The 20,891-nt window shown below is 69.4% G+C and carries 17 protein-coding genes; 6 read left to right on the forward strand and 11 right to left on the reverse strand.

The genetic code is table 11. The features are described from left to right. Nucleotides 1-44: 44 nt before the first annotated feature. Nucleotides 45-1,178: a hypothetical protein gene (locus ML539_RS01190; protein WP_243319864.1), complete on the reverse strand. Its 1,134-nt coding sequence runs from the start codon at nt 1,176-1,178 to the stop codon at nt 45-47. A 183-nt stretch (nt 1,179-1,361) separates the two neighbouring features. Between ML539_RS01190 and metK the strand changes: the two genes are divergently transcribed. Beyond that, nucleotides 1,362-2,504, forward strand: coding sequence for a methionine adenosyltransferase (gene metK, locus ML539_RS01195; RefSeq protein ID WP_243319866.1), 1,143 nt, complete (start codon nt 1,362-1,364; stop codon nt 2,502-2,504). Nucleotides 2,505-2,692: 188 nt separating this feature from the next. Here metK and ML539_RS01200 read toward each other — a convergent pair whose 3' ends face one another. From ML539_RS01200 to ML539_RS01225, 6 genes are all read right to left on the reverse strand, one after another. Further along, nucleotides 2,693-3,613: a diguanylate cyclase gene (locus ML539_RS01200; RefSeq protein ID WP_243319868.1), complete on the reverse strand. Its 921-nt coding sequence runs from the start codon at nt 3,611-3,613 to the stop codon at nt 2,693-2,695. Further along, nucleotides 3,613-4,623, reverse strand: a complete 1,011-nt coding sequence (locus ML539_RS01205) for a glycoside hydrolase family 3 N-terminal domain-containing protein (RefSeq protein WP_243319870.1) — start codon at nt 4,621-4,623, stop codon at nt 3,613-3,615. The genes ML539_RS01200 and ML539_RS01205 overlap by 1 nt, the downstream gene beginning before the upstream one ends. 44 nt (nt 4,624-4,667) lie before the next feature. After that, entirely contained in the window at nt 4,668-6,104 is a 1,437-nt protein-coding gene (locus ML539_RS01210) for an HD domain-containing phosphohydrolase (protein WP_243319872.1), read from the reverse strand. Nucleotides 6,105-6,238: 134 nt separating this feature from the next. After that, nucleotides 6,239-8,812: an AAA family ATPase gene (locus ML539_RS01215; RefSeq protein ID WP_243319873.1), complete on the reverse strand. Its 2,574-nt coding sequence runs from the start codon at nt 8,810-8,812 to the stop codon at nt 6,239-6,241. 310 nt (nt 8,813-9,122) lie between these two features. Beyond that, complete coding sequence (locus ML539_RS01220; protein WP_243319875.1) at nt 9,123-12,137, reverse strand: serine/threonine-protein kinase; 3,015 nt, start codon at nt 12,135-12,137, stop codon at nt 9,123-9,125. Between the two features lie 192 nt (nt 12,138-12,329). After that, nucleotides 12,330-13,421 carry an NAD(P)/FAD-dependent oxidoreductase gene (locus ML539_RS01225; RefSeq protein WP_243319877.1) on the reverse strand — a complete coding sequence of 364 codons (1,092 nt, stop codon included), beginning with the start codon at nt 13,419-13,421 and terminating at the stop codon, nt 12,330-12,332. Nucleotides 13,422-13,485: 64 nt separating this feature from the next. Between ML539_RS01225 and ML539_RS01230 the strand changes: the two genes are divergently transcribed. From ML539_RS01230 to ML539_RS01240, 3 genes are read left to right on the forward strand one after another with little or no spacing between them, the layout of a single operon-like run. Continuing rightward, nucleotides 13,486-13,974, forward strand: a complete 489-nt coding sequence (locus ML539_RS01230; RefSeq protein ID WP_243319879.1) for a GxxExxY protein — start codon at nt 13,486-13,488, stop codon at nt 13,972-13,974. 33 nt (nt 13,975-14,007) lie between these two features. Beyond that, a complete protein-coding gene (gene mutS / locus ML539_RS01235; protein WP_243319881.1) occupies nt 14,008-16,536 on the forward strand; it encodes a DNA mismatch repair protein MutS in 2,529 nt (842 codons plus the stop codon). Then, nucleotides 16,533-17,009, forward strand: coding sequence for a pyridoxamine 5'-phosphate oxidase family protein (locus ML539_RS01240; RefSeq protein WP_243319883.1), 477 nt, complete (start codon nt 16,533-16,535; stop codon nt 17,007-17,009). The genes mutS and ML539_RS01240 overlap by 4 nt, the downstream gene beginning before the upstream one ends. Here ML539_RS01240 and ML539_RS01245 read toward each other — a convergent pair whose 3' ends face one another. Continuing rightward, nucleotides 17,010-17,639, reverse strand: coding sequence for an HAD family phosphatase (locus ML539_RS01245; RefSeq protein ID WP_243319885.1), 630 nt, complete (start codon nt 17,637-17,639; stop codon nt 17,010-17,012). Between the two features lie 63 nt (nt 17,640-17,702). Here ML539_RS01245 and ML539_RS01250 point away from each other — a divergent pair, with 63 nt between their 5' ends. Together ML539_RS01250 and ML539_RS01255 are read left to right on the forward strand one after the other, a co-directional pair. After that, nucleotides 17,703-18,014: a hypothetical protein gene (locus tag ML539_RS01250; protein ID WP_243319886.1), complete on the forward strand. Its 312-nt coding sequence runs from the start codon at nt 17,703-17,705 to the stop codon at nt 18,012-18,014. A gap of 11 nt (nt 18,015-18,025) precedes the next feature. Continuing rightward, nucleotides 18,026-18,220: a DUF2892 domain-containing protein gene (locus ML539_RS01255; protein WP_243319888.1), complete on the forward strand. Its 195-nt coding sequence runs from the start codon at nt 18,026-18,028 to the stop codon at nt 18,218-18,220. Nucleotides 18,221-18,233: 13 nt separating this feature from the next. Here ML539_RS01255 and ML539_RS01260 read toward each other — a convergent pair whose 3' ends face one another. From ML539_RS01260 to ML539_RS01270, 3 genes are read right to left on the reverse strand one after another with little or no spacing between them, the layout of a single operon-like run. Then, complete coding sequence (locus ML539_RS01260; RefSeq protein WP_243319890.1) at nt 18,234-19,037, reverse strand: ABC transporter ATP-binding protein; 804 nt, start codon at nt 19,035-19,037, stop codon at nt 18,234-18,236. After that, nucleotides 19,034-19,852 (reverse strand): ABC transporter permease, encoded by an 819-nt coding sequence (locus tag ML539_RS01265; protein ID WP_243294510.1) that lies wholly within the window; start codon nt 19,850-19,852, stop codon nt 19,034-19,036. The genes ML539_RS01260 and ML539_RS01265 overlap by 4 nt, the downstream gene beginning before the upstream one ends. After that, complete coding sequence (locus ML539_RS01270) at nt 19,849-20,859, reverse strand: ABC transporter substrate-binding protein (RefSeq protein ID WP_347710734.1); 1,011 nt, start codon at nt 20,857-20,859, stop codon at nt 19,849-19,851. Before ML539_RS01270 ends, ML539_RS01265 begins: the two co-directional genes overlap by 4 nt. Nucleotides 20,860-20,891 lie beyond the last annotated feature (32 nt).

The following is a 20,891-nucleotide window of genomic DNA, read 5'->3' on the forward strand; positions in this document are numbered from 1 at the left end:
AAACAAGGGGCCCCGGTTGGGGCCCCTTGTTGACTTCGGGTAGGTCAGTCCGTGACGGCGAAGACGACCTTGTCGTTCTTGAAGCGGCTCACCGTGATGAGCTCCACGGTGGCGGTCTGCTTGTCGGGGCTGATGGTGAGCTTGTAGTGCTCGTCCTTCAGGTAGGAGCCCGGCACCACGTTCACCTTGCCGATCTTCTTCAGGCCCACCTCGGAAGCCTTGATGGTGATGGTCTTGCCGGAGCGGAGGTCGAGGCTCTGGGTGAAGACCTCGTCGCGCCAGTTCTTGCCGGCCCGGTCCTTGGCGAAGACGGGGATCTCGATGACGCCCTCGGCCTTCAGGGTGTCGCGGTTGCCGACGACGTAGTGGATGGAGTTCAGGCTGGCGAGCTGGGAGGCGTTGTCGGCCTGCAGCTTGGTGCGCTCGTCGATCAGGTTGGCGCGCTCGGTCTGGAGCGTGGCGATCTCCTCGGTGATCTTCTGCTTCTGGGTCTCGAGGTCTGTGACCTCTTCCTGCAGCTTCTCGTTCTGGGCCACGGCCTCGTCGCGCTCGCCCTCGATCTTCTCCCGCTCCTGGCGCATCAGGTCGTTGGGGGTGATCTTCGCCTTGCCCTGGGAGACCCAGGTGCCGTAGGTGCCGTTGGCGTAGAAGTGGTAGACCTCGAAGCCGGGGGCCAGCTTCTCCATGATGGCCACGCGGCTCACCAGCCTCTTGGCCTCGGCCTCGGACACGCCCTTCTTCTTGAGGAAGCGCATGGCCATGCCGTAGTGGCTGTCGTTGGGACGGGCGATGTCAGGCTTGGGCAGGTCGGCCTTCAGCTTGGCGATCTTCGAGTTGAGGTCCTTGATCTCCTTGTCCTTGTCGAGCACTTCCTGGAGGAGGGCCTGGTAGGAGCTGTTCTTCTCGTTCTTGATGCGCTCTTCCAGGGCCTTCTTCTGTTCGTCGGTGAGCTGGAGGGTCTCGGCATTGGGCCGGATGTCGTTCACGCCGGCCTGGGCCAGCTTCTTCTGCTGCTCCGCGCTGGCCTGGTTGGCCTGCTGGCTGGCCTTGTCGGCCTCAGCGGCCTTCTGGGTCAGTTCCCGGATCTGCGGATCCTCGCGCTTGCATGCGGTGGACACCATCAGGATGGACGCGGCCATCAGCGTGAGGGCCAGCGCCGGACGACGGAAGAGAATCATGGGTTCCTCCACTGAGGGGGCTTGGGGGCAATCGCTGCGGGGATGGAAACATCCCACCTTAATCCCACAGGTTAGGGCATGGCAAGGTTTCCCGCGTCATCCGAAAGGTGTATGAACCTGAGGTCCCACGATATACTTTCCGTTTCCTCCGAGATCGTCCGGAGGAGTTCCCAGGAGTCAGGCATGGCCGCCCAGGGGCGTCATCTCTTCACATCCGAAAGCGTCACCGAAGGCCATCCCGACAAGATGGCGGACCAGATCTCCGACGCCGTGCTGGACGCGGCCCTCAAGGACGATCCTCGCAGCCGCGTGGCCTGCGAGACACTCCTGACCACCGGGCTCGTGCTGGTGGCCGGCGAGATCACCACCGAGACCTACATCCCCGTCGCCGCGCTGGTGCGCGACGTGGTGAAGGACATCGGCTACGACCACCACATCAAGGGCTTCGACTACGCCACCTGCGCCGTGATGGTCACCATCGACCAGCAGAGCCCCGACATCGCCATGGGCGTGGACACCGGCGGCGCCGGCGACCAGGGCCTGATGTTCGGCTACGCCTGCCGGGAGACGCCGGAGCTGATGCCCGCGCCCGTGCACTTCGCCCATTCGCTCACCCGGAAGCTGGCGGAGGTGCGCAAGAACGGCGAGCTGCCCTGGCTGCGCCCCGACGGCAAGTCCCAGGTGACCGTGGAGTACGACGGGGACCAGGTCAAGCGCATCCACACCGTCGTCATCTCCACCCAGCACGACGAGCACATCACCCAGAACAGCATCCGCGACGCAGTGGTCCAGGATGTCATCAAGGCTGCCCTGCCCCAGGACCTGCTGGACGCGCAGACCATCTTCCACGTGAACCCCACCGGCCGTTTCGTGGTGGGCGGGCCCATGGGCGACACGGGCCTCACTGGGCGCAAGATCATCGTGGACACCTACGGCGGCAGCGGCCACCACGGCGGCGGCGCCTTCTCGGGCAAGGACCCCAGCAAGGTGGATCGCAGCGCGGCCTACATGGGCCGCTACATCGCCAAGAACATCGTGGCCGCCGGCCTGGCGGACCGCTGCGAGATCCAGCTGGCCTACGCCATCGGCGTGGCCGAGCCCGTCTCCATCGCCGTGGACACCTTCGGCACCGGCCAGGTGTCGGACGAGGCCATCGTCCGCGCCGTGCGCGAGGTCTTCAGCTGCACCCCCAAGGCCATGATCGAAGCCCTGGATCTCCGCAAGCCCATCTACCGGGCGACGTCCGCCTACGGCCACTTCGGCCGCCCGGAGTTCAGCTGGGAGAACACGGACAAGATCGAGGCGCTGCGGAAGGCGGCGAAATAGGGTTCCAGTCCTCAGTCCTGAGCCTTCAGTCTTCAGTGAGAAAAGGATGCGGCCTCCTGGGCCGCATTCTTGTTTGCCTTTGGGCCCGTCGGCTGGGTCGGCGCCTAACTTAACCATCAATGCGCCGCTGGGCGGCGCATCAGGAATCATTTCCTGAAGACTGAAGGCTGAGGGCTGAGGGCTGGCGCCTACTCCGCCCGTTCCACCCGGTTTCTGCCGCCCTGCTTGGCGCGGTAGAGGGCCTCGTCGGCCAGCCTCAGCAGCTCCTCTGCCCCAGGCATCTCGGCCTGGCCGTCGCGGGAGGATACGCCGAGGCTGACGGTCTTCTGGATGGCGGTGCCGCCCAGGGTGTGAACCTGGTTGGCGATCTTCACCCGCAGGCCCTCGGCCACCTGGAAGGCCGCGGCGCCGTCGGTGTAGGGAAGCACCAGCGTGAGTTCCTCCCCCCCGTAGCGCGCGGCCAGGTCCGTGGCCCGGATGGACGCGTTCAGCAGGGCCCCGATGTTGCGCAGCACTAGGTCGCCCATGGCGTGGCCGTAGGTGTCGTTCACGTTCTTGAAGTGGTCGATGTCGATCATCACGACGGAGATCGGCACCCTGGTGCGCCGGGCGCGCCGCACTTCCTCCTCCAGCCGGGAGTACAGGAGGCGCCGGTTCGCCAGGCCCGTGAGGGCGTCGGTGACGGACAGCCCTTCGAGGCGGGCATTCATCTCCCGGAGCTCGTCCTGGAGGCGCTTGAGCTTGGTGTGGATGCGGACCCTGGCCAGGAGCTCTTTCTCGTGGAAGGGCTTGGTGACGTAGTCGGAAGCTCCCCGAGCCAGGATCTCGGCCTTGCGGTCCAGGTCGTCCTCGGCGGTGAGCATGATCACGGGGATCTGCTCCAGCTCCTTGCGGCTGGCCTTGAGGCCGAGGAACTTCAGGCCGTCGAAGCCCGGCATCACCAGGTCGCAGAGCACCAGGTCCGGGGGCGTCTCCATGATGGTCTTGAAGGCCGTGAGGCCGTCCGCGGCCTCCAGGAAGTGCGTGAAGCCTCCATCGCGCATGAGCACCGCCTTGATCTCGTTCCGGATCATGGCGTTGTCGTCGACGATGAGGACGCGGGCGCTCATCAGATCCTTTCGGCCGCGCTCCGGAGCCGCTTGAGCCAGCCGTCCCAGGCCGCGGCCCCGAAGGGCGGGGCGGGGGGCAGGTGGCGCCGCATGGCCCGGGCGGCTTGGACAGGGGCGGCCCACAGGGACTCGGGAAGGCGGTCCGCGGCCTCCGCGCAGGCGGCCCAGCCCTCGGGGCTCTGGCAGACCAGCAGCCACTGGTGGCCGGCCTCCAGCGACAAGCGCACCCGGTCGTCCCAGCTCCAGTCCGCGCAGCCGCCCATCTCCAGGTCGTCCGGGAGGAACCGCCCCTGGATGCCCCAGGGGTTGGCGGCCACGGAGCCGCGGTGCAGGCTGGCGGGCAGGGGGGTCGAGGCGGGGGTGCGGAGGTGGGCGACCATCACCAGCCGGTCCGCGTGGGCGAGGGGGAGGAAGGCCGCGGCGTTGCGATCCACCTGGGCGGCCTCCTCCAGGCCGGGCAGGCCCTTGTGGCTGTCCAGGATCGTGCCGCCCAGGCCGGGGAAGTGCTTCAGGCAGCCCCGGACACCGGTGGATTCCAGGCCGTGGAGGAAGGCCCCGGCGGCGGCGGCGACCTCGGAAGGCTCCCCGCTGGCGGCCCGGTCGCCGATGCCTGCGTCCGGGTGGCCGTCCCAGAGGTCCACCACGGGCGCGAAGTCCACGTTGAAGCCCAGCAGGCGGAGGCCCTCGCCCCAGAGGCGGCCCCAGGCCTCGCAGGCCTCTGCGCCGCCGCTGGTCCAGATCAGCCGCAAGGGCGGGGTGGCTCCCACCCAGGGGCGCAGGCGGCTCACGGGCCCGCCCTCCTGATCCAGGGCCACGGCCAGCGGCAGGTCCTGTCCGTAGCGGCCCTGGAGGCCATCGATGAGGGCCCGGCAGCGGGCGGGGCCCGCCCCGGGGTCCGGGTCCAGGTTCCGTCCGAAGAGGATGATCCCCCCTGGGGCGAACGGAAGGTCCACCTCCGCGGTGTCGAGACCTCGGAAGCCGGTCCAGAGAAGCTGCTGCGGGCTGGTCATTCCCCCACCTTACCTTGAGGGTCGGCCTTGAGGGTCGGCGTCGGTCATGAGACGGCCGTTCTCCCCTGCACCATGGTGCGTTCGTAGATCCGGGCCCCGATGAAGATGCGCAGCGCCTCGGCATCCAGCAGGTTCGCCCTGGCCTCCTGGTCCAGGATCTCCAGGCTGCGCTCCAGGCTCACGGCGGCCTTGTAGGGGCGGTCGGCCGCGGTGAGGGCGTCGTATACGTCGGTCACGGCCATGAGCCGGCTCTGCACCGGGATATCCGGTGCCGTCAGGCGCCTCGGGTACCCGCGCCCGTTCAGGCGCTCGTGGTGGGCGTAGGCGATGTCGGGCACACCGGCCAGCTCGTTCGTCCATGGGATCTGGGTGAGAAAGCGGTAGGTGTGGGTGACATGGCTCTCGATCTCCTCCCGCTCCTCGGTGGAGAGGCTTCCCTTGGGGATCCGCAGCAGGTCCAGGTCGTCGGGTTCGAAGAGGACCCGGCGATCCCCGCTCCAGTGCTGGTAGGTGAGGTCCTCCAGCCGGTCCAGCTCCTGGGCCACTTCCTGGGGCAGCACCGTGGGCTCGTTGCTCCGCCGCACCAGGTCCATGATGCGCCGGGTCTCCTCCTCCTGGCGGCGGAGCAGGTCCTCGAGCTGGATCTCATCGAGGGTTTGCCCCTGGCCCCAGGCCTCGAGGACCCGATCCCGCAACGACTCGACGGAACGCTGGTGGAGGCGCTGATAGAGGCTCTCCAGGCGCTCGTGGGGCAGCTTCTTGGCCTTCACCAGCACCTGCTCGCGGACGCCGACCTTCCCGAAGTCGTGGAGCAGGCTGGCGTAGCGGAGCTCGCGGATCTGGACCGGCGTGAAGTGGACCTGGCCGTAGGGGCCGTTGGGCGTACCGTTCACGGCCTCCGCCAGGCCCACGGTGAGCTCGGCCACGCGGCTGGAGTGGCCGGAGGTGCTGGGATCGCGCGCCTCGATGGCGGTCACGGAGGCATTCACGAAGCCTTCGAAGAGCCGCTCGATGTCGTTCTTCAGGCCCAGGATCTCCTGGGTGCGGGCCTCCACCATGCGCTCGAGGTTCTGCTGGTACTCCTCGTTCTCCCGCAGCAGCCGGTAGTGCTCCAGGGCGCGCCCCAGGCTGGCTTCGATCTCCACCAGCTTGAAGGGCTTCTGGATGAAATCGTAGGCCCCGCGCTTGAGGGCCTGGATGGCCGATTCCGTGGTCGCGTAGCCCGTCATCAGGATGCCGAGGCTGCGCGGGTCCTCCTCGTGGATGGCCCGCAGCAGCTCCAGGCCCGACAGTCCGCCCGGCATGTTGAGGTCGGTGAAGATGACCGGGAAATGCTTCTGGCGGACCTGCTCCAGCGCCCGGGCGCCATCCTCGGCGCCGGTCGCGTCATAGCCGTGGTCCACCAGGGCCTCCACCAGGAGGTTCCGGAGATCGGCCTCGTCGTCCACGATCAAGATGGGGATGGGAGGGGTGAGAGGCACGCGGGCTCCGTGTACCTGGGCCTCATCGGGTGGGGCCAAGCCTGGGGCAAGTTTCGCACGGATGCGGCGTTTTCTGCCCGCATCTCCCCTGAACCCAAGCGCAGCGCGGGGTGAAGGCTGCCGGGCGAGGGCGCCTACTGGACGGCCTCGCCCTCCACCAGGAGCTGGCCGTCGCGGACTGAGAGCAGGGCCCGGCCGCCGGGCTGGAGCTGGCCCTGGAGGATGAGGCGGGACAGCGGGTTGACGACAGACTGCTGGATGAGCCGCTTGAGCGGGCGGGCGCCGTAGTGGGGGTCGAAGCCCTCCGTCGCCAGCCAGTCCAGCGCTTCTTCCGGCACCTCCAGGTCCAGCCGCTGCTCCTTCAGCAGCGCCTCCACGCGCCTGAGCTGGATGCGGGCCACGGCCTTCATGTCGGCCTGATCCAGGGACCGGAAGATCACCACCTCGTCCAGTCGGTTCAGGAACTCGGGCCGGAAGTGGCCGTGGAGGGCGGCCTTGACCGCCGCGTCGGCCTTGGTGGCGTCGCCGCCGGCGTCGAAGATGGCCTGGCTGCCCAGGTTGGTGGTCATGAGCACCACCGTGTTGCGGAAGTTCACCGTGCGGCCCTGGCCGTCCGTGAGGCGGCCGTCCTCCAGCACCTGGAGGAAGAGGTCGAAGGTGCGCGGGTGGGCCTTCTCCATCTCATCGAGGAGGATCACCGCGTAGGGGCGGCGGCGGATGGCCTCCGTGAGGCGGCCCCCCTCCTCGTAGCCCACATAGCCCGGCGCCGCGCCGATGAGCCGGGTGGCGTCGGCCTCGTGGGTGAACTCGCTCATGTCGATGCGCACCAGGGCGTTCTCGTCGTCGAAGAGGAACTCCGCCAGGGCCCGGGCCACTTCCGTCTTGCCCACGCCCGTGGGGCCGAGGAAGAGAAAGCTGCCGATGGGCCGTTTGGGGTCGCCCAGGCCGGCGCGGTTCCGCCGCAGGGCGTCTGAGATGGCCGTCAAGGCGGGATCCTGGCCCACCACGCGCTCCTGGAGGCGGGCCTCCATCTTCAGGAGCTTCTCCACCTCGCCCTCGAGAATGCGGCTCACGGGGATGCCGGTCCAGCGGCTCACGATGGCGGCCACGTCGGGCTCGCCCACCTCCAGGCGCAGCATGGCGCTCTCCCGGGGCGAGCTGAGCGCGATCTGCTTCTCCAGGGCCGGGATCTCGCCGTACTCGAGCCGCGAGGCCCGCTCGTACTCGCCCTTGGTCTTGGCCTGGTCCAGCTCGATGCGCAGGTCGTCCAGCTTCTTCTGCAGCGCGCGCGTGTCCTCGATGACCTTCTTCTCGTTCTCCCACTGGGCCCGGAGCTTGCTCAGCTCCTCGTTCAGCTCGGCCAGCTCCTTGTCCAGCTCGGCCAGCCGCGCGCGGCTGGCCGCATCCTTCTCCTTCGTCAGGGAGTGCCGCTCGAGCTGCAGCTGCATTTCGCGGCGCTCGCGGACATCGATTTCCGTGGGGCGGCTGTCGATCTGCATGCGCACGGCGCTGGCGGCCTCGTCCATGAGGTCCACGGCCTTGTCGGGCAGGAAGCGGTCGGAGATGTAGCGCTGGCTGAGGTGGGCGGCGGCCACCAGGGCCGCGTCCTGGATGCGCACGCCGTGGTGCAGCTCGTAGCGCTCCTTCAGGCCGCGCAGGATGGAGATGGCGTCCTCCACCGAGGGCTCGTCCACGAGCACCGGCTGGAAGCGGCGCTCCAGGGCGGCGTCCTTCTCGATGTGCTTGCGGTACTCGTCCAGGGTGGTGGCGCCGATGCAGCGCAGCTCGCCCCGGGCCAGGGCGGGCTTCAGCAGGTTGGCGGCGTCCATGCCGCCCGATACCGCCCCTGCGCCCACCAGCAGGTGCAGCTCGTCGATGAAGAGGACGATCTGGCCCTCGGCCTTCTCCACTTCCTCGATGACGCCCTTGAGGCGCTCCTCGAACTGGCCCCGGTACTGGGTGCCCGCCACCAGCGAGCCCATGTCCAGGCCCATGACCCGCAGGCCCTTCAGGCTCTCGGGCACGTCGCGCTTGTGGATGCGCTGGGCCAGGCCCTCCACGATGGCGGTCTTGCCCACGCCGGGCTCTCCGATGAGCACGGGGTTGTTCTTGGTGCGCCGGGAGAGCACCTGCAGGACGCGGCGGATCTCCTCGTCGCGGCCGATGACCGGATCGAGCTTGCCGGCCTCGGCCAGGGCCGTGTAGTCCTTGGCGTACTTCTCCAGGCTGGCGAACTTCTCCTCGGCCTTTTCGTCCTCCACCCTCGAGCCCTTGCGGGTCTCGCGGATGGCGGCCTCCAGCGTCTTCCGGTCCAATCCGAAGCGCTCCAGCACCTTCTTGGCGTCCGTGTGGGCGTTGCTGAGGGCCAGCAGCAGGGCGTCCGTGGCCAGGAAGCGGTCGCCGAGCCCGCGGCCCGTGTCGCTGGCGACTTCGAGGAAGTGGCGGAAGGCGGGGCCCACCTGGGGTTCGGCGCCGCCCACGGCCCGAGGCAGCTTCGAAACGAGCTCTTCGGCGGCGGCGGTCAGCCCCTGGAGGGCCTCGGGCGCCAGCCCGGCCCGCTCGAGCAGCGGGCGCAGCCCGGCCTCGGGGGCCAGCAGGGCCAGGAGCAGGTGCTGGGGCACCATCTCCGGGTGCTGGTCCGCCACGGCCCGCTCTCGGGCGGCCACCAGGGCGTCGTTGGCTTTCTGGGTGAAGGGAAGGAGGGACATGGACCACCTCGGGTTCCATGGTGATACAAATATGATCTGATTGCACTAAAATTTTCTTCCAAAAATCGTACGAACCTCTGAACCCCAGGGCACGACCTGAACGGCCCGGGTGGAGCCCACCCGCCTGTCCAGGCCCTGGCCGAACCCTCCCCCACGAACCTGCCGGTCGTCTCCGAACACCTGCCCGGGCCCCTCAGGGCGATCTCTGGCTGGCTCGCCCAGTATCGGCACTTCCGGGGGGCGCGCCGACGCCTGGAGGATGGCCTGGACTGGTTCGCGGCGGAGGTGGCCCCTGAACGGGACCGCCGGATCAGGCCAGACCCCGCCTCGCCGCCTCACGCTTCAGTGTCGGATTCAGCTGGAGGGCCTTGGCCGCCTGGGTCCTGGCCTCGTCCGGGCGCCCCTCCCGCTTCAGCCGCTCCGCGTCCAGCAGCTGGGCCCAGCCGTCCCAGGGACGCATCCGGGCGGCGGCGCGGAGGGCGGCGGCCGCAGCGGGATCCAGGGGCAGCCGCAGCTCCCGGGTGGCGTCGAGGGCCAGGGCCCCCCAGGCGATCTGGAGAACCGGATTGCCGGGGGTGGCCATCACGGCGCGTTTCTGGAGGGCCAGGGCCTCCCGGGCCAGCGCGGAGGCGCGGCCAGCGAGGGCCGAAAGCAGCCGCTCGCGGGCGCTGGCCGCCAGGGCGTCCGGCTGGCCAGGCCCCCGGGCCAGGACGGCCTCGATCTCCCGGCGGGCTTCGGCCAGGTCTGCGGTGGCGTTCCGGCCCTGGGTCAGGTCTGTGGCCGCCCGGTCCAGGAGGGCGGTCGCCAGGCCCAGGCGCGAGAGGCGCGACGAAGGCTGGAGGGCCAGGCCCTTCCGGTGGCAGCGCAGGGCCTCCTCGAGGGCGGCGCGGGGATCGGCGCCGGCCCAGGCCTGATACTGGGCCAGGGTCTGGTAGGCCGCGCCCTCGCTGTAGTCGTGGCCGACCCAGGGGCGCATGGCGGAGGCGGCTTCCAGGCGGTCGGCGGCGGCCCGGATTTCCGCGGTCGGATCCATTCCGGTCTGGAGCTGGCGCTCGCCCCGCAGGGCGTGGATGTTGCCAAGCGCGTCCAGAAGGAAGTCGTGCAGGCGCGGCTGTTCGAGCGCCTTCTGAAGGCCGGCCTCGGCCTTGGACAGGAACGGCTCCGGATCGCGTCCCTGGGCCATCTCGCGTTCGGCGCGGTTGCGGAGGACCGTGGCCCAGTTCACCCACAGGGCGGCCTCGGCTGGCCGGAGCGCGAGCGCCATCTCGGCATCCGCCGCGGCCGCATCGAGTTCGGAGCTGGGGTCCTCGCCGCGGTTCAGCAGGTAGGCGGCCCAGCGGCGGTGGATGGCGGTCCCGTAGCTGTGCGCCCGCCAGTTGTCGCGGTCCACCGTCAGGGCTTCGCGGACGGGAGTGAGCGCCCAGTCGCGATCCACCGGGGTGGCCTGGCCCTGGTCCACCTTCAGGCCCAGCAGGACGAAGCGGCGCTGGGCTTCCTCCACCAGGGGCTCGGGGGCGCTGCGGGCCCGGTCCTGGGCCGCCGTGAGCGCGACGCCCTCTTCCCCGATCTGGGCCAGGGCGTCCTCCCGCCGGCCCTTGGCGAGAAGGCCGAAGGCCAGCTCCTGGCGAACTTCGGCCTCCAGCAGCCAGGGCTCCGGGAACCAGGGCTGATGCGCCTGGGCCTCCTTCGCTTTCTGCAGGGCCTCGTCGTGGCGCCCCTCCACGAGGGCGAGCAGGCCCTCGGCGTAGGCGGATCCCTCCAGGCTGCGCCCCCGAGCCTCATGCAGAAGGGTCAGAGCTGGACCACGCAGGGTGGACTCCAGGTCCCGGCGTCGTTCCTCCAGGGCCTGGCCATGGAGGCCTTCGAGCTCCGCCACGTAGAGGCGCGCCAGGGTGGTGCCGAGGGCCTGGGCCGCGTTCGGATCCCAGGGCACGGCCTTCCTGGCCGCCTCGAGCTGGATGCGGGCCTGCTCCAGGTCCCCCAGGGCGAGGTGGCCGCGGCCGATGGCGAGGCGGGCAGGTCCCTGGGCCCAGCGGCCCTGCGCCTCGGTTTCCGCCTGAAGCCGCGCCAGGGCGGCGCGGACCTCCAGAAGCTCCGGACCCGTGGGATGGCGGGGCAGGCTGCGCACCTGGAAGATGCGGCTGTTGAGACGCTCCACCTCCTGAGTCAGCTGCTGGGCGAAGCGCGCCTGAGAGCGGGCCCTCAGGGCGAAGAAGAGGCCATAGACCGCCGCCAGGAGGAAACAGGTCAGGAGGATCGCCGCCGGCCGGTTCCGCCGGAAGAGCCGATCCGCGCGGTAGAGGAGGGAGGGGCGCCGGGCCTGGATCGGATCGCCGTCGAGGAAGCGGCGGAGGTCCTCGCCGAACGCGCGGGCCGAGTCGTAGCGGCGCTCGGGTTCCTTCTCCAGGGCCTTGAGGATGATGGTCTGGAGGTCCCGCGGAAGCCCGGGAACGTGACGGGCGGGCGGAACGGGCTCGTCTTCGGCGATGCTCCTCAGCAGGGCCAGCGGGGTCGCGCCCCGGAAGGGGGGCACTCCCGCAACGCACTCGTAGAGGAGGGTGCCGAGGGCGTAGACGTCCGAGCGGCGGTCCACCTTGTCGGCCCGGCCCAGCGCCTGCTCCGGGCTCAGGTACGTCGGGGTGCCCATGATGGCGTGGGTGCGAGTGTGCGAGATGGCGTCCAGATCCCGCGCCACGCCGAAGTCCATGAGGTAGGCGTGCAGGCCCTTGTCGGTCTTCTGCAGCATCACGTTGCCGGGTTTGACGTCGCGGTGGACGATGCCGGCGCGGTGGCAGGTGTGCAGGGCCTCGGCGGTCTGGAGGATGACCTCCACCTTGGCCCGCAGGTCGAGGCCCTCGTTGGCTTCCCGGAGGGTCGGACCATCCACGAACTGCATGACGAGGTAGGGGTGGCCCTTCGCCTCGCCGACCTCGAAGATGTGGCAGATGTTCGGATGTTCCAGCTGGGCCTGGACCCGCGCCTCCTGGAGGAACCGCTCGGTGTCCTCCCGGTCCAGCCGCTTGAGGAGCTTGATGGCCACGGTGCGCTGCAGCTGGCGGTCGAAGGCCCGGTAGACCACCCCCATGCCGCCCTCGGCGACCACCTCCAGGGCCTCATAGCGCCCCTCCCGGGGCAGCGGAAAACGGGCCAGGAGTTCCTCGTGGCTCAGGCCGGGGCCGCGGTCGCCAGAGTTCCCGGAGGACCCGTCGGCCCGCTCGAGCCGGGTCGCATCCTGGGCCGGTTCCGGGGCGGCGGCGGTCCAGTCGTCCCCGTTTCCGCCGGGGACGGAAGAGGGCGAGGGCGGATCCGGGAAGAAGTCGGTCATGGGCAGGTCCCAGGATTATCGACCCTCGGGCCCATGGTGTCTCAGAAAACCCGGCCTCCGCGCCGGTGGCACTGATCAAAGCCGCGCTGATGGTGGCTCCGGGGTGGAAGCCGGTCCGACCCCCGGCCGACCGGGCGGAGGCGGCGCCCTGGGACCGGATGCTTCCCACCGGCCTCGGCGTGAGGCGACGACCTAGCCCGCCGCTTCCACGGCCAGGGCCAGGCTGGCGGTGAGGCCGGGAGATTCGATGCCGAACAGGTTCACCAGGCCGGGAATCCCGTGGATGTCCTCCCGCTGGATGACGAAGTCGGGAGCGGGCTCGCCCGGGCCGTGGAGCTTGGGCCGCATGCCCGCGTAGGCGGGCTGGAGGGCGCCGTCGGAGAGGCCCGGCCAGTACTTTCGGACCTCGGCATAGAAGCCGTCCGCCCGGCGGATGTCGACGTCGTAGTTCTCGCGTTCCACCCACTCCATGTCGGGCCCGAAGCGGGCCTGCCCGGCCAGGTCCAGCGTGAGGTGCACGCCCAGGTGGCTGCCATCGGGCACGGGATAGACCAGCCGCGAGAAGGGTGCGGCGCCGGAGAGGGAGAAGTAGCTGCCCTTCGAGAGGTGCAGGGGCGGCACACTGCCTGGGCGGATGCCCGCGAAGCCGCTCGCCACGGCTTGGGCGCCCAGGCCGGCGCAGTTGAAGACGCGCGCCGCGATGAGGCTCATGGGCTCGGCTCCGCCCACCTCCACCCGCAGGCCTTCCGGCGTGTCCAGGCCGCCGAGGACGGGGCTCTTCAGCACGACGGTCGCGCCCGCGGCTTCTGCGTCCACCCGCAGAGCCCGCATGAGGCCGTGGCTGTCCACGATGCCCGTGCTGGGGGAGAGCAGGGCCGCGGCGCAGCGGAGACGCGGCTCCAGGCTGCGGGCCTCATCGGCCTCCAGCCATTGGAGGTCCAGGACCCCATTGGCCTCGGCCTTGGCCCGGAGCCCCCGCAGGGCGTCCACCTGGCCAGGCTCCGTGGCGACGATGAGCTTGCCGCAGCGGCGGTGCTCGACGCCGCGGGCGGCGCAGTAGGCGTAGAGGGCCCGGTTCCCGGCCACGCAGAGGCGGGCCTTGAGGGAATCCGTCGGGTAGTAGATCCCCGCGTGGATGACCTCGCTGTTGCGCGAGCTGATGCCGGTGCCGACGCGATCCTCAGCCTCCAGCAGCACCACCTCGCGGCCCCGGAGGGCCAGCTCGCGCGCCAGGGCCAGCCCCACGACCCCCGCGCCGATGACGATGCAGTCCACCCGTTCCATGGCCCCATCATCGCGGCAACCCGGCGGCTGTGGGAAGATCGGGGTTTCGTCACAGCACGAGCGTATGGAATTTCAGGTGAAAGGAATCGGGGAAGAAGCTGAGGGGAGCGGAGTGGTGGAGGAGAGCGGAGGATTGGAGCAGGAGCGTTTGACGGAGGCGATCCTAGGCTGTGCTATCAAAGGTCAGCGAACTTTGGGTCCAGGCTTGCTCGAAAGCGCTTATGAGGCTTGCTTGGCCTACGAACTCGAGAAGGCTGGGCTCAAGGTCGAACGCCAGGTTCCCCTCGGCATTCACTACGAAAACCTGGAGATTCCCGTGGCCTACCGGATGGACCTGCTGGTCGAGGGCGAGATCGTGCTGGAATTGAAGACCGTGGAGCACCTCACGGATTTCCACGAGGCTCAGTTGCTGACCTATCTGCGTTGCGCCTCCAAACGGCTTGCATTCCTCCTCAACTTCTGGCGCTGGCCCATGAAGGACGGCGGCATCAAGCGCATGCTGAACCCCAGGGTTCCTCCGCTTTCCTCCGCCCCTCCGCTTCCCTCCGCTTAATTCATTCCTTTTTTCCTACAGGTCAGGAAGCCCATGTCCACGCCGATGATGCAGCAGATCGCCGCCCTCAAGCGCGAGGCGGGGGACGCCGTGCTGCTCACGCGGATGGGGGACTTCTACGAGATCCTCGGCGAGGACGCGGTGCGGGCGGCGCCGGTGCTGGAGATCGCGTTGACGCTGCGCGGCAAGGGCACCGAATCGGAAACCCCCATGTGCGGCGTGCCCCACTTCGCCCTCGACTCGTACCTCCCGAAGCTTCTGGCGGCGGGCTTCTCCGCGGCCATCGCCGAGCCCACGGCCAAGGCCGAGGAGGTGAAGGGCCTGCTGCCCCGCGCCATCAAGCGCATCATCACGCCCGGCACCTGGCTGGACGACGACGCCCGCTGGCTCTGCGCCCTTCATCGCTCGGGCAGTGCGTGGGGCCTGGCCCTGCTGCAGCTGGCCTCCGGTGCCCTGCGGGTGCTTCCCGGCGACGGCGAAGAGGCCCTCCGCGCCACGCTGGAGCGCCTGGGGCCCCAGGAGCTGATCCTGGCAGAAGGCGCCGAGGACCTTCCCGACCTGGAGGCCGCCCGAACGCGCCTTCCCGCCTGGCGCTTCGAGGCCTCCCGCGCGAAGCAGCAGGTGCTGGCTTTTTTTGGCTGGCAGCACCTGGAGGGTGTGGGGCTCGATCCCTACCCGGCGGCGCTCGGCGCCCTGGCGGCCTTGCTCGATCACGTGGAGGCCACGCAGAAGGGCCGTCCCGCCCATCTCCAGGGCGTGTCGCTGGAACTGGGCGCGGCGGGCCCCCTGCTGGACGCCACCAGCGCCCGGCACCTGGAGGTGCTGGCCAACGGCCTGGACGGCGGCCGTGCGGGCTCCTTGCTGGCCCTGCTGGACCAGTGCCGCACGCGGATGGGATCGCGCTTGCTGAAGGCCTGGCTGGAGCAGCCCCTGCGCGACCGCGCCTCCCTGGAGCGCCGGTGGTCCCAGGTGGCCTGGCTCACGGAGGACCGCCGCCGCACGCCCATCCAGAGCCTCCTGGACCAGGTGCCGGACCTGGACCGCCTACTGGGCCGCGTGGCCCTGGGGCTCGCCACGGCCCCGGAGCTGGCCCAGCTGCGCGAGGGCCTGGCTGTGCTTCAGAAGCTGCCCGCCCGCATCCATGACGAAGGCTGGGCGGACGAGGTGGCGGAGCTGGGCCTCTGGCCTGCGGAGACGCCGCTTTGCACGCCCCTGCTTTCCGAGCTTCAGCGGGTCCTCGCCGAAGCCCCACCCCTGGACCTGGAGAAGGGGGGCGCCATCCGCGAGGGGGTCGACGCCGAGCTGGACGCCGTGCGCCGCCTGGCCCGGGACGCCAAGCAGGTGATGTTGGAGCTGGAGGAGGAGGAGCGTGCCGCCTCGGGCATCCAGAGCCTGAAGATCAAGTACAACCGGGTGTTCGGCTACTACTTCGAGATCACCAAGGCCAACCTGGGCGCCGTGCCCGGCCACTTCCTGCGCAAGCAGACGCTCGCCAACGCCGAGCGCTTCACAACCGAAAAGCTGGTGGCCTTCGAGCAGCGGCTGCTGAGCGCCGAGAGCGACCAGGTCCGCCTGGAGGCCGTGCAGTTCCAGCGCCTGCTGGCCCTGGTGCTGGAGCACCGGGCCGACCTCACCAGGCTGGCCCGGGCCGTGGCAGCCCTTGACGTGCTGGCGGCCCTGGCCGAGCGGGCGCGGCTGTCGGGCTGGACGCGGCCCGAACTGGGCGAGGACCGGGAGCTGGTGCTGGCCTCCGCCCGCCATCCCATGCTGGAGGCGCGGCTGGGCCGCGAGTGCATTCCCAACGACCTCCAGTTCACCGCCGCGCAGCCTATGGCCGTGGTGACGGGCCCCAACATGGGCGGCAAGTCCACCTTCCTGCGCACAGCGGCCCTGCTGGTGGTGCTGGCCCAGGCGGGGTCCTTCGTACCCGCGGAGCTCATGCGCTTCGGGCTGGTGGACCGCATCTTCACGCGCATCGGCGCCTCCGACCAGCTGGCCAAGGGCCAGTCCACCTTCATGGTGGAGATGACGGAGACCGCGCGGATCCTCAACCAGGCCACGGCGGCGAGCCTCGTCATCCTCGACGAGATCGGCCGGGGCACCTCCACCCGCGACGGACTGGCGCTGGCGGAGGCCATCGCCGTCTTCCTGCGCGACCTCAAAAGCGGCGCGCCCCGCACGCTCTTCGCCACCCACTACTTCGAGATGACCAAGCTGGCCGATGACGCCCGCATCCAGAACCTCCACGTGGAGGTGCAGGAGTGGGAGGAGCAGCTGCACTTCCTCCATCGCGTGGCCCAGGGTCCGGCGGACCGCAGCTATGGCATCCAGGTGGCGCGGTTGGCGGGCCTCCCCAAGGCCGTCATCCAGAAGGCCCAGCGGCTGCTGGCCCAGGCGCCCGAAGCGCCGCCCCGGGCGCCCATGCCATCTCAACCCGCCTTGCCCCTCTTCGAGGTGGAACCCGACGCCCTCCGCGGCGAATTGGAGGCCCTGGACCTCAGCCGCATGACGCCCCTGGAGGCGCTGAACTGGCTGGCGATGAAGCAGAAGGAGCGCTCATGAGCGCCCCGAACCACCCCATCCGCCGCCGCGACCGCGCCCTGGACGAGGCGGAGGCCCTGCGCCTGCTCCAGGAGGCGGAGTGGGGCGTGCTGGCCACGGTGGATGCGGAGGGCTGGCCCTACGCGGTGCCCGTGAACCACGCCGTGGTGGATGGCGCGCTGATCCTCCACTGCGCCACGAAGGGCCACAAGCTGGACAACCTGGCTTTCAACCCCAAGGTGTCGTACTGCGCCGTGACCCTGGCGGAGCCCATCCCTGCGGAGCTGGCCACCCGCTACGCCAGCGTCATCGTCTTCGGCCGCGCGGAGTTGGTCGCGGACGAGGCCGGGAAGCGGGCGGCCCTGCAGGCCCTGGGGCTCCGCTTCGCCCCGGACCACGCGGACGTGGTGGCGCGGGAGATCGGCAAGGACCTCCTCCGCACGGCGGTGGTGCGCATCCGCATCGAACGGGCCACGGGGAAGGCCCGCCGCTGATCAGGGCTTGACGCCCAGCTTCCGGAGCGCGACCAGGAGTGCCACCGGCCCTGTGTAGGTGATCCCGTGCATCCCGGTGGCGCGGGCACCTTCGACGTTCCCGGGAAGGTCATCGATGAAGACGCAGGCCCCCGGCGGGAGGCCGAGTTTGGCCACGATGTCCTGGTAGATGCGGGGATCGGGCTTCATGGCGCCCACCTCGTAGGAGAAGCTCGCGGCGTCGAAGAGGGGGAACACCCCCGTGGTCCGAATGCCGTGCTCCGCGTGCCAGGGGCTGGTGTTGGAGAGCAGACCCAGGCGGTAGCGGGGCTTCAGGCGCCGGATCAGGTCGAAGGTTGAGGGGATGGGCGTGAAGATGTCCGTGAAGGCACGGATGAAGTCGGCCTCGGGGAAGGCGAAGCCGCACAAGACGGACAGGCCTTCCAGGAAGGCTGGGGAGGAGATCTCGCCGGACTCGTAGGCGCGGGGGAGGTCCGAACTGGCCACGCGCCGGGCCAGGTCCTCCTCCGACAGGCCGCAGAGGGCCGAGAGGGCGCGATACATGCGGCGGTTATCGAAGGTGCAGACCACCTGGCCGAAGTCGAAGATCACGGCCTGGAGGGCGGATGGGGCGGGTGGCGCGAGGGGCATGGGGCGTCCGGAGGCGGAGCCTCCATCCTCGCATTCCGGAGGACCGGGCGTAGACTTCCTCACATGATCCGTCCCCTCAGCAGAACGCGCATCCGCCTGGCCTGGGCCATCGCCCTGGCGGTGGACGCCATCCAGGTGCCCGCGGACCTCACGGGCCCCGCGGGCTGGTTCCTGGGGGCCGGCCTGGACCTTCTCACCATGATCGTGATGTGGCTCCTGGTGGGCTTCCACTGGGCCTTCCTGCCCTCCTTCGTCACCGAGGCCGTGCCCTGGCTGAACCTGGCGCCCCTCTGGACCCTGGCCGTGGCCCTGGCCACCCGGGGGCGGGGGACGGACGCGCTTCCCGTTCCACCGACCCTTCCCCCTCAACCCTGAAGGAGGTTGCCATGAAGATGAACATAGGAGGCACCGACAAGGTCGTGCGCATCCTGGTCGGGCTCGTGCTCCTGAGCCTGCTCTTCCTGCTGAAGGGCAACGCCCGCTGGTTCGGCCTCATCGGGCTGGTGCCGCTGGCGACCGCCTTCACGGGGACCTGCCCGCTCTACACCCTGGTGGGCGTGGACACCAACCCGAAAAAATAGGCCAGCCGCCGCCTCAGTCCACCGCCGCGCCGCGGAATTCGTCCTGTTCGTGCCGGTTCTGCTCTTCCATGAGGAGCAGGCTCAGCTCCTTCTTCAGGGTGTTGAAGGCCGGGCTTGCCACGTCCCGGGGGCGCGGCAGGTCCACGCGCAAGTCGCGCTTGATGGTGCCGGGACGGTAGGTCATCACCACGGTGCGGTCCGCCAGGTAGAGGGCCTCCTCGATGCTGTGGGTGACGAAGAGGATGGTCTTCTTCAGCTCGGTCCAGAGGCGCAGCAGCTCGTCCTGCAGGTTGCGCCGCGTGAGGGCGTCCAGGGCGCCGAAGGGCTCGTCCATGAGCATGATGGGCGAGTCCAGGGCCAGCACCCGGGCGATGGCCACGCGCTGGCGCATGCCGCCGCTCAGGTCCTTGGGATAGCGCTTGCGGAAATCCTGGAGGTGCAGCAACTCCAGCAGGCTGTCCACCTTGGACTGGATGGAGGCCTTCGGCTGCCCCTTGATCTGGAGGCCGAAGGCGATGTTCTGCTCCACGGTCATCCAGGGGAACAAGGCGTACTCCTGGAACACCATGCCGCGGTCGGGGCCGGGGGTCTCGATGCGCTGGCCCTCGACCAGGATGTGCCCGGAGCTGGGCAGGCTGAAGCCCGCGACCGCGTTGAGGAGCGTGGATTTCCCGCAGCCCGAGGGGCCCAGCAGGCAGACGAACTCGCCGCGGGCGACCTCGAGATCGATGGCCTTGAGGGCGTACACGTCCTGTCCCCCGCTCTGGAAGACCTTGTGCACGCCCTGGACGGAGATGTGGCTGTCCATGGCGCTCATCCCTGCTCCAGGCCGCGGTGCCAGCGCAGCATGCGCGAGCTGAGGCGGCTCATGACCGTGTCGATGCCCAGGCCCAGCAGGCCGATGGTGAACATGCCGGCGATGATCTTGTCGGACCAGAGGTATTCGCGGGCCTCCAGGATGCGGTAGCCCAGGCCGTTGTTCACGGCGATCATCTCGGAGACGATCACCACGATGAACGCGGTGCCCATGCCGATGCGCGCGCCCGTGAAGATGTAGGGCGTGGCGGCCGGCAGGATGATGCGCGTGAACTGGGTGAACCCCGAGGCCCCCAGGTTGCGGCCCACGCGAAGGTAGATGCTGTCGACGTTCTGCACGCCGGTGACGGTGTTCATCAGGACGGGGAAGAAGGCCCCGATGCTGATGAGGAAGATGGCCGGCGGGTTGCCCAGACCGAACCAGAGGATGGACAGCGGGATGTAGGCGATGGGCGGGATGGGCCGCAGCACCTGGATGAGGGGGTTGAAGAGGGCGTAGACCACCTTGCTGTACCCCATGCCCAGGCCCAGTGGCAGGGCCAGGCCCGTGCCGATGAGGAAGCCCACGAGCACGCGGTAGAGGCTCCCCATGGCGTCCTGCGGCAGCTCGCCGGAGAAGCACCACTTGAGGTACGAGCCCTGGGCCGGATCGAAGGCCTCCAGAGGCCGCAGGTAGGCCCACCACTTGGTGAGCACCTGCATGGGCGACGGCAGGATGGTGGCGTTCACCCAGCCCTTGGCGGACAGCAGCTGCCAGAGGGCCAGGGCCGCCAGCGGGACGAGGATGCCGGAGGCGGCGTGCCTGTAGCGCTTCATCCCTTCTTCACCTTCTTGGCGGGGGCCGCCTTCTTGGGAGCCGCCGCCGGCTGGTCGATCTTCAGCTGCTTCTTGGCCTCGGCCAGGAGGTCCAGCTTCACCCAATCGGACGCCTTGGGCGGCGTGGCCATCTTGCCCACGCCGTACTTGGCCATCAGGTCCGTGGTGACCTGCACATGCTCCGTGGTGATGTCATAGCTGAAGGGGGAGTTGCCGATGGCGTCCTGGTAGTCCTCGGAGCTGATCTGGTTCTTGAACATGTTCTCGCGGACGTACTTCTCGGCCAGCTTGGGGTCGTCGATGAACTTCTTGGTGGCCTCCACGAAGCAGAGCAGGAAGCGCTGGGCTACGTCGCGGCGTTCCTTGTAGAGCTTCTCGGTGATGACCAGGGCGCGGATGGGCTCGCCGAGGGGGGTGTCATAGGGCTTCAGGAGCTCCACGCCGAACTTCCGGTTGATGGCCTGGGAGCTGTAGGGCTCGCTCTGGCACATGGCGTCGATGTTCTTGGCCATGAGGGCCTGGTTCAGGTCCGCGAAGGGCATGTAGAGCACCAGCACATCCTTGCCGGGCTTGTCCGACCACGTCAGGCCGGCCTTCGCCAGCTCCGCCAGCAGCAGCAGCTCCTGGGCGCCGCCCCGGGCCACGCCCACCTTCCTGCCCTTGAGGTCCTTCAGCGACTTGATGCCCGTGGCGGCGTTCACCACGATGCGGGCGCCGCCCTTGGCGAAGCCGGCCACCACGTAGATGGGCACGCCCTGGGCCCGGCCCGCGATGGCGGCGTCCAGAGCCGCGGCGCTGGCGTCGATCTCGCCGGCCACGATGGCTGGGTTGATGTCGATGCCCTTGGCGAACATCCGCTCGTCGATCTTCAGGTTGTACTTCGGCGCGATCTCCTTCATGTAGGACACGGCGCCGTAGTGGGCGAACTTCAGGTTGCCCAGACGCACCACGTCCTGGGCCAGCAGGCTCAGCGTAGAAAGCGAGAGAAGGAAAGCCAAGGGCTTCATTCGCATGGGGCGCTCCGGGGGTTTGGACCATT

The organism is Geothrix sp. SG200 (assembly GCF_022808935.1).
Classification (GTDB): Bacteria; Acidobacteriota; Holophagae; order Holophagales; family Holophagaceae; genus Geothrix; species Geothrix alkalitolerans.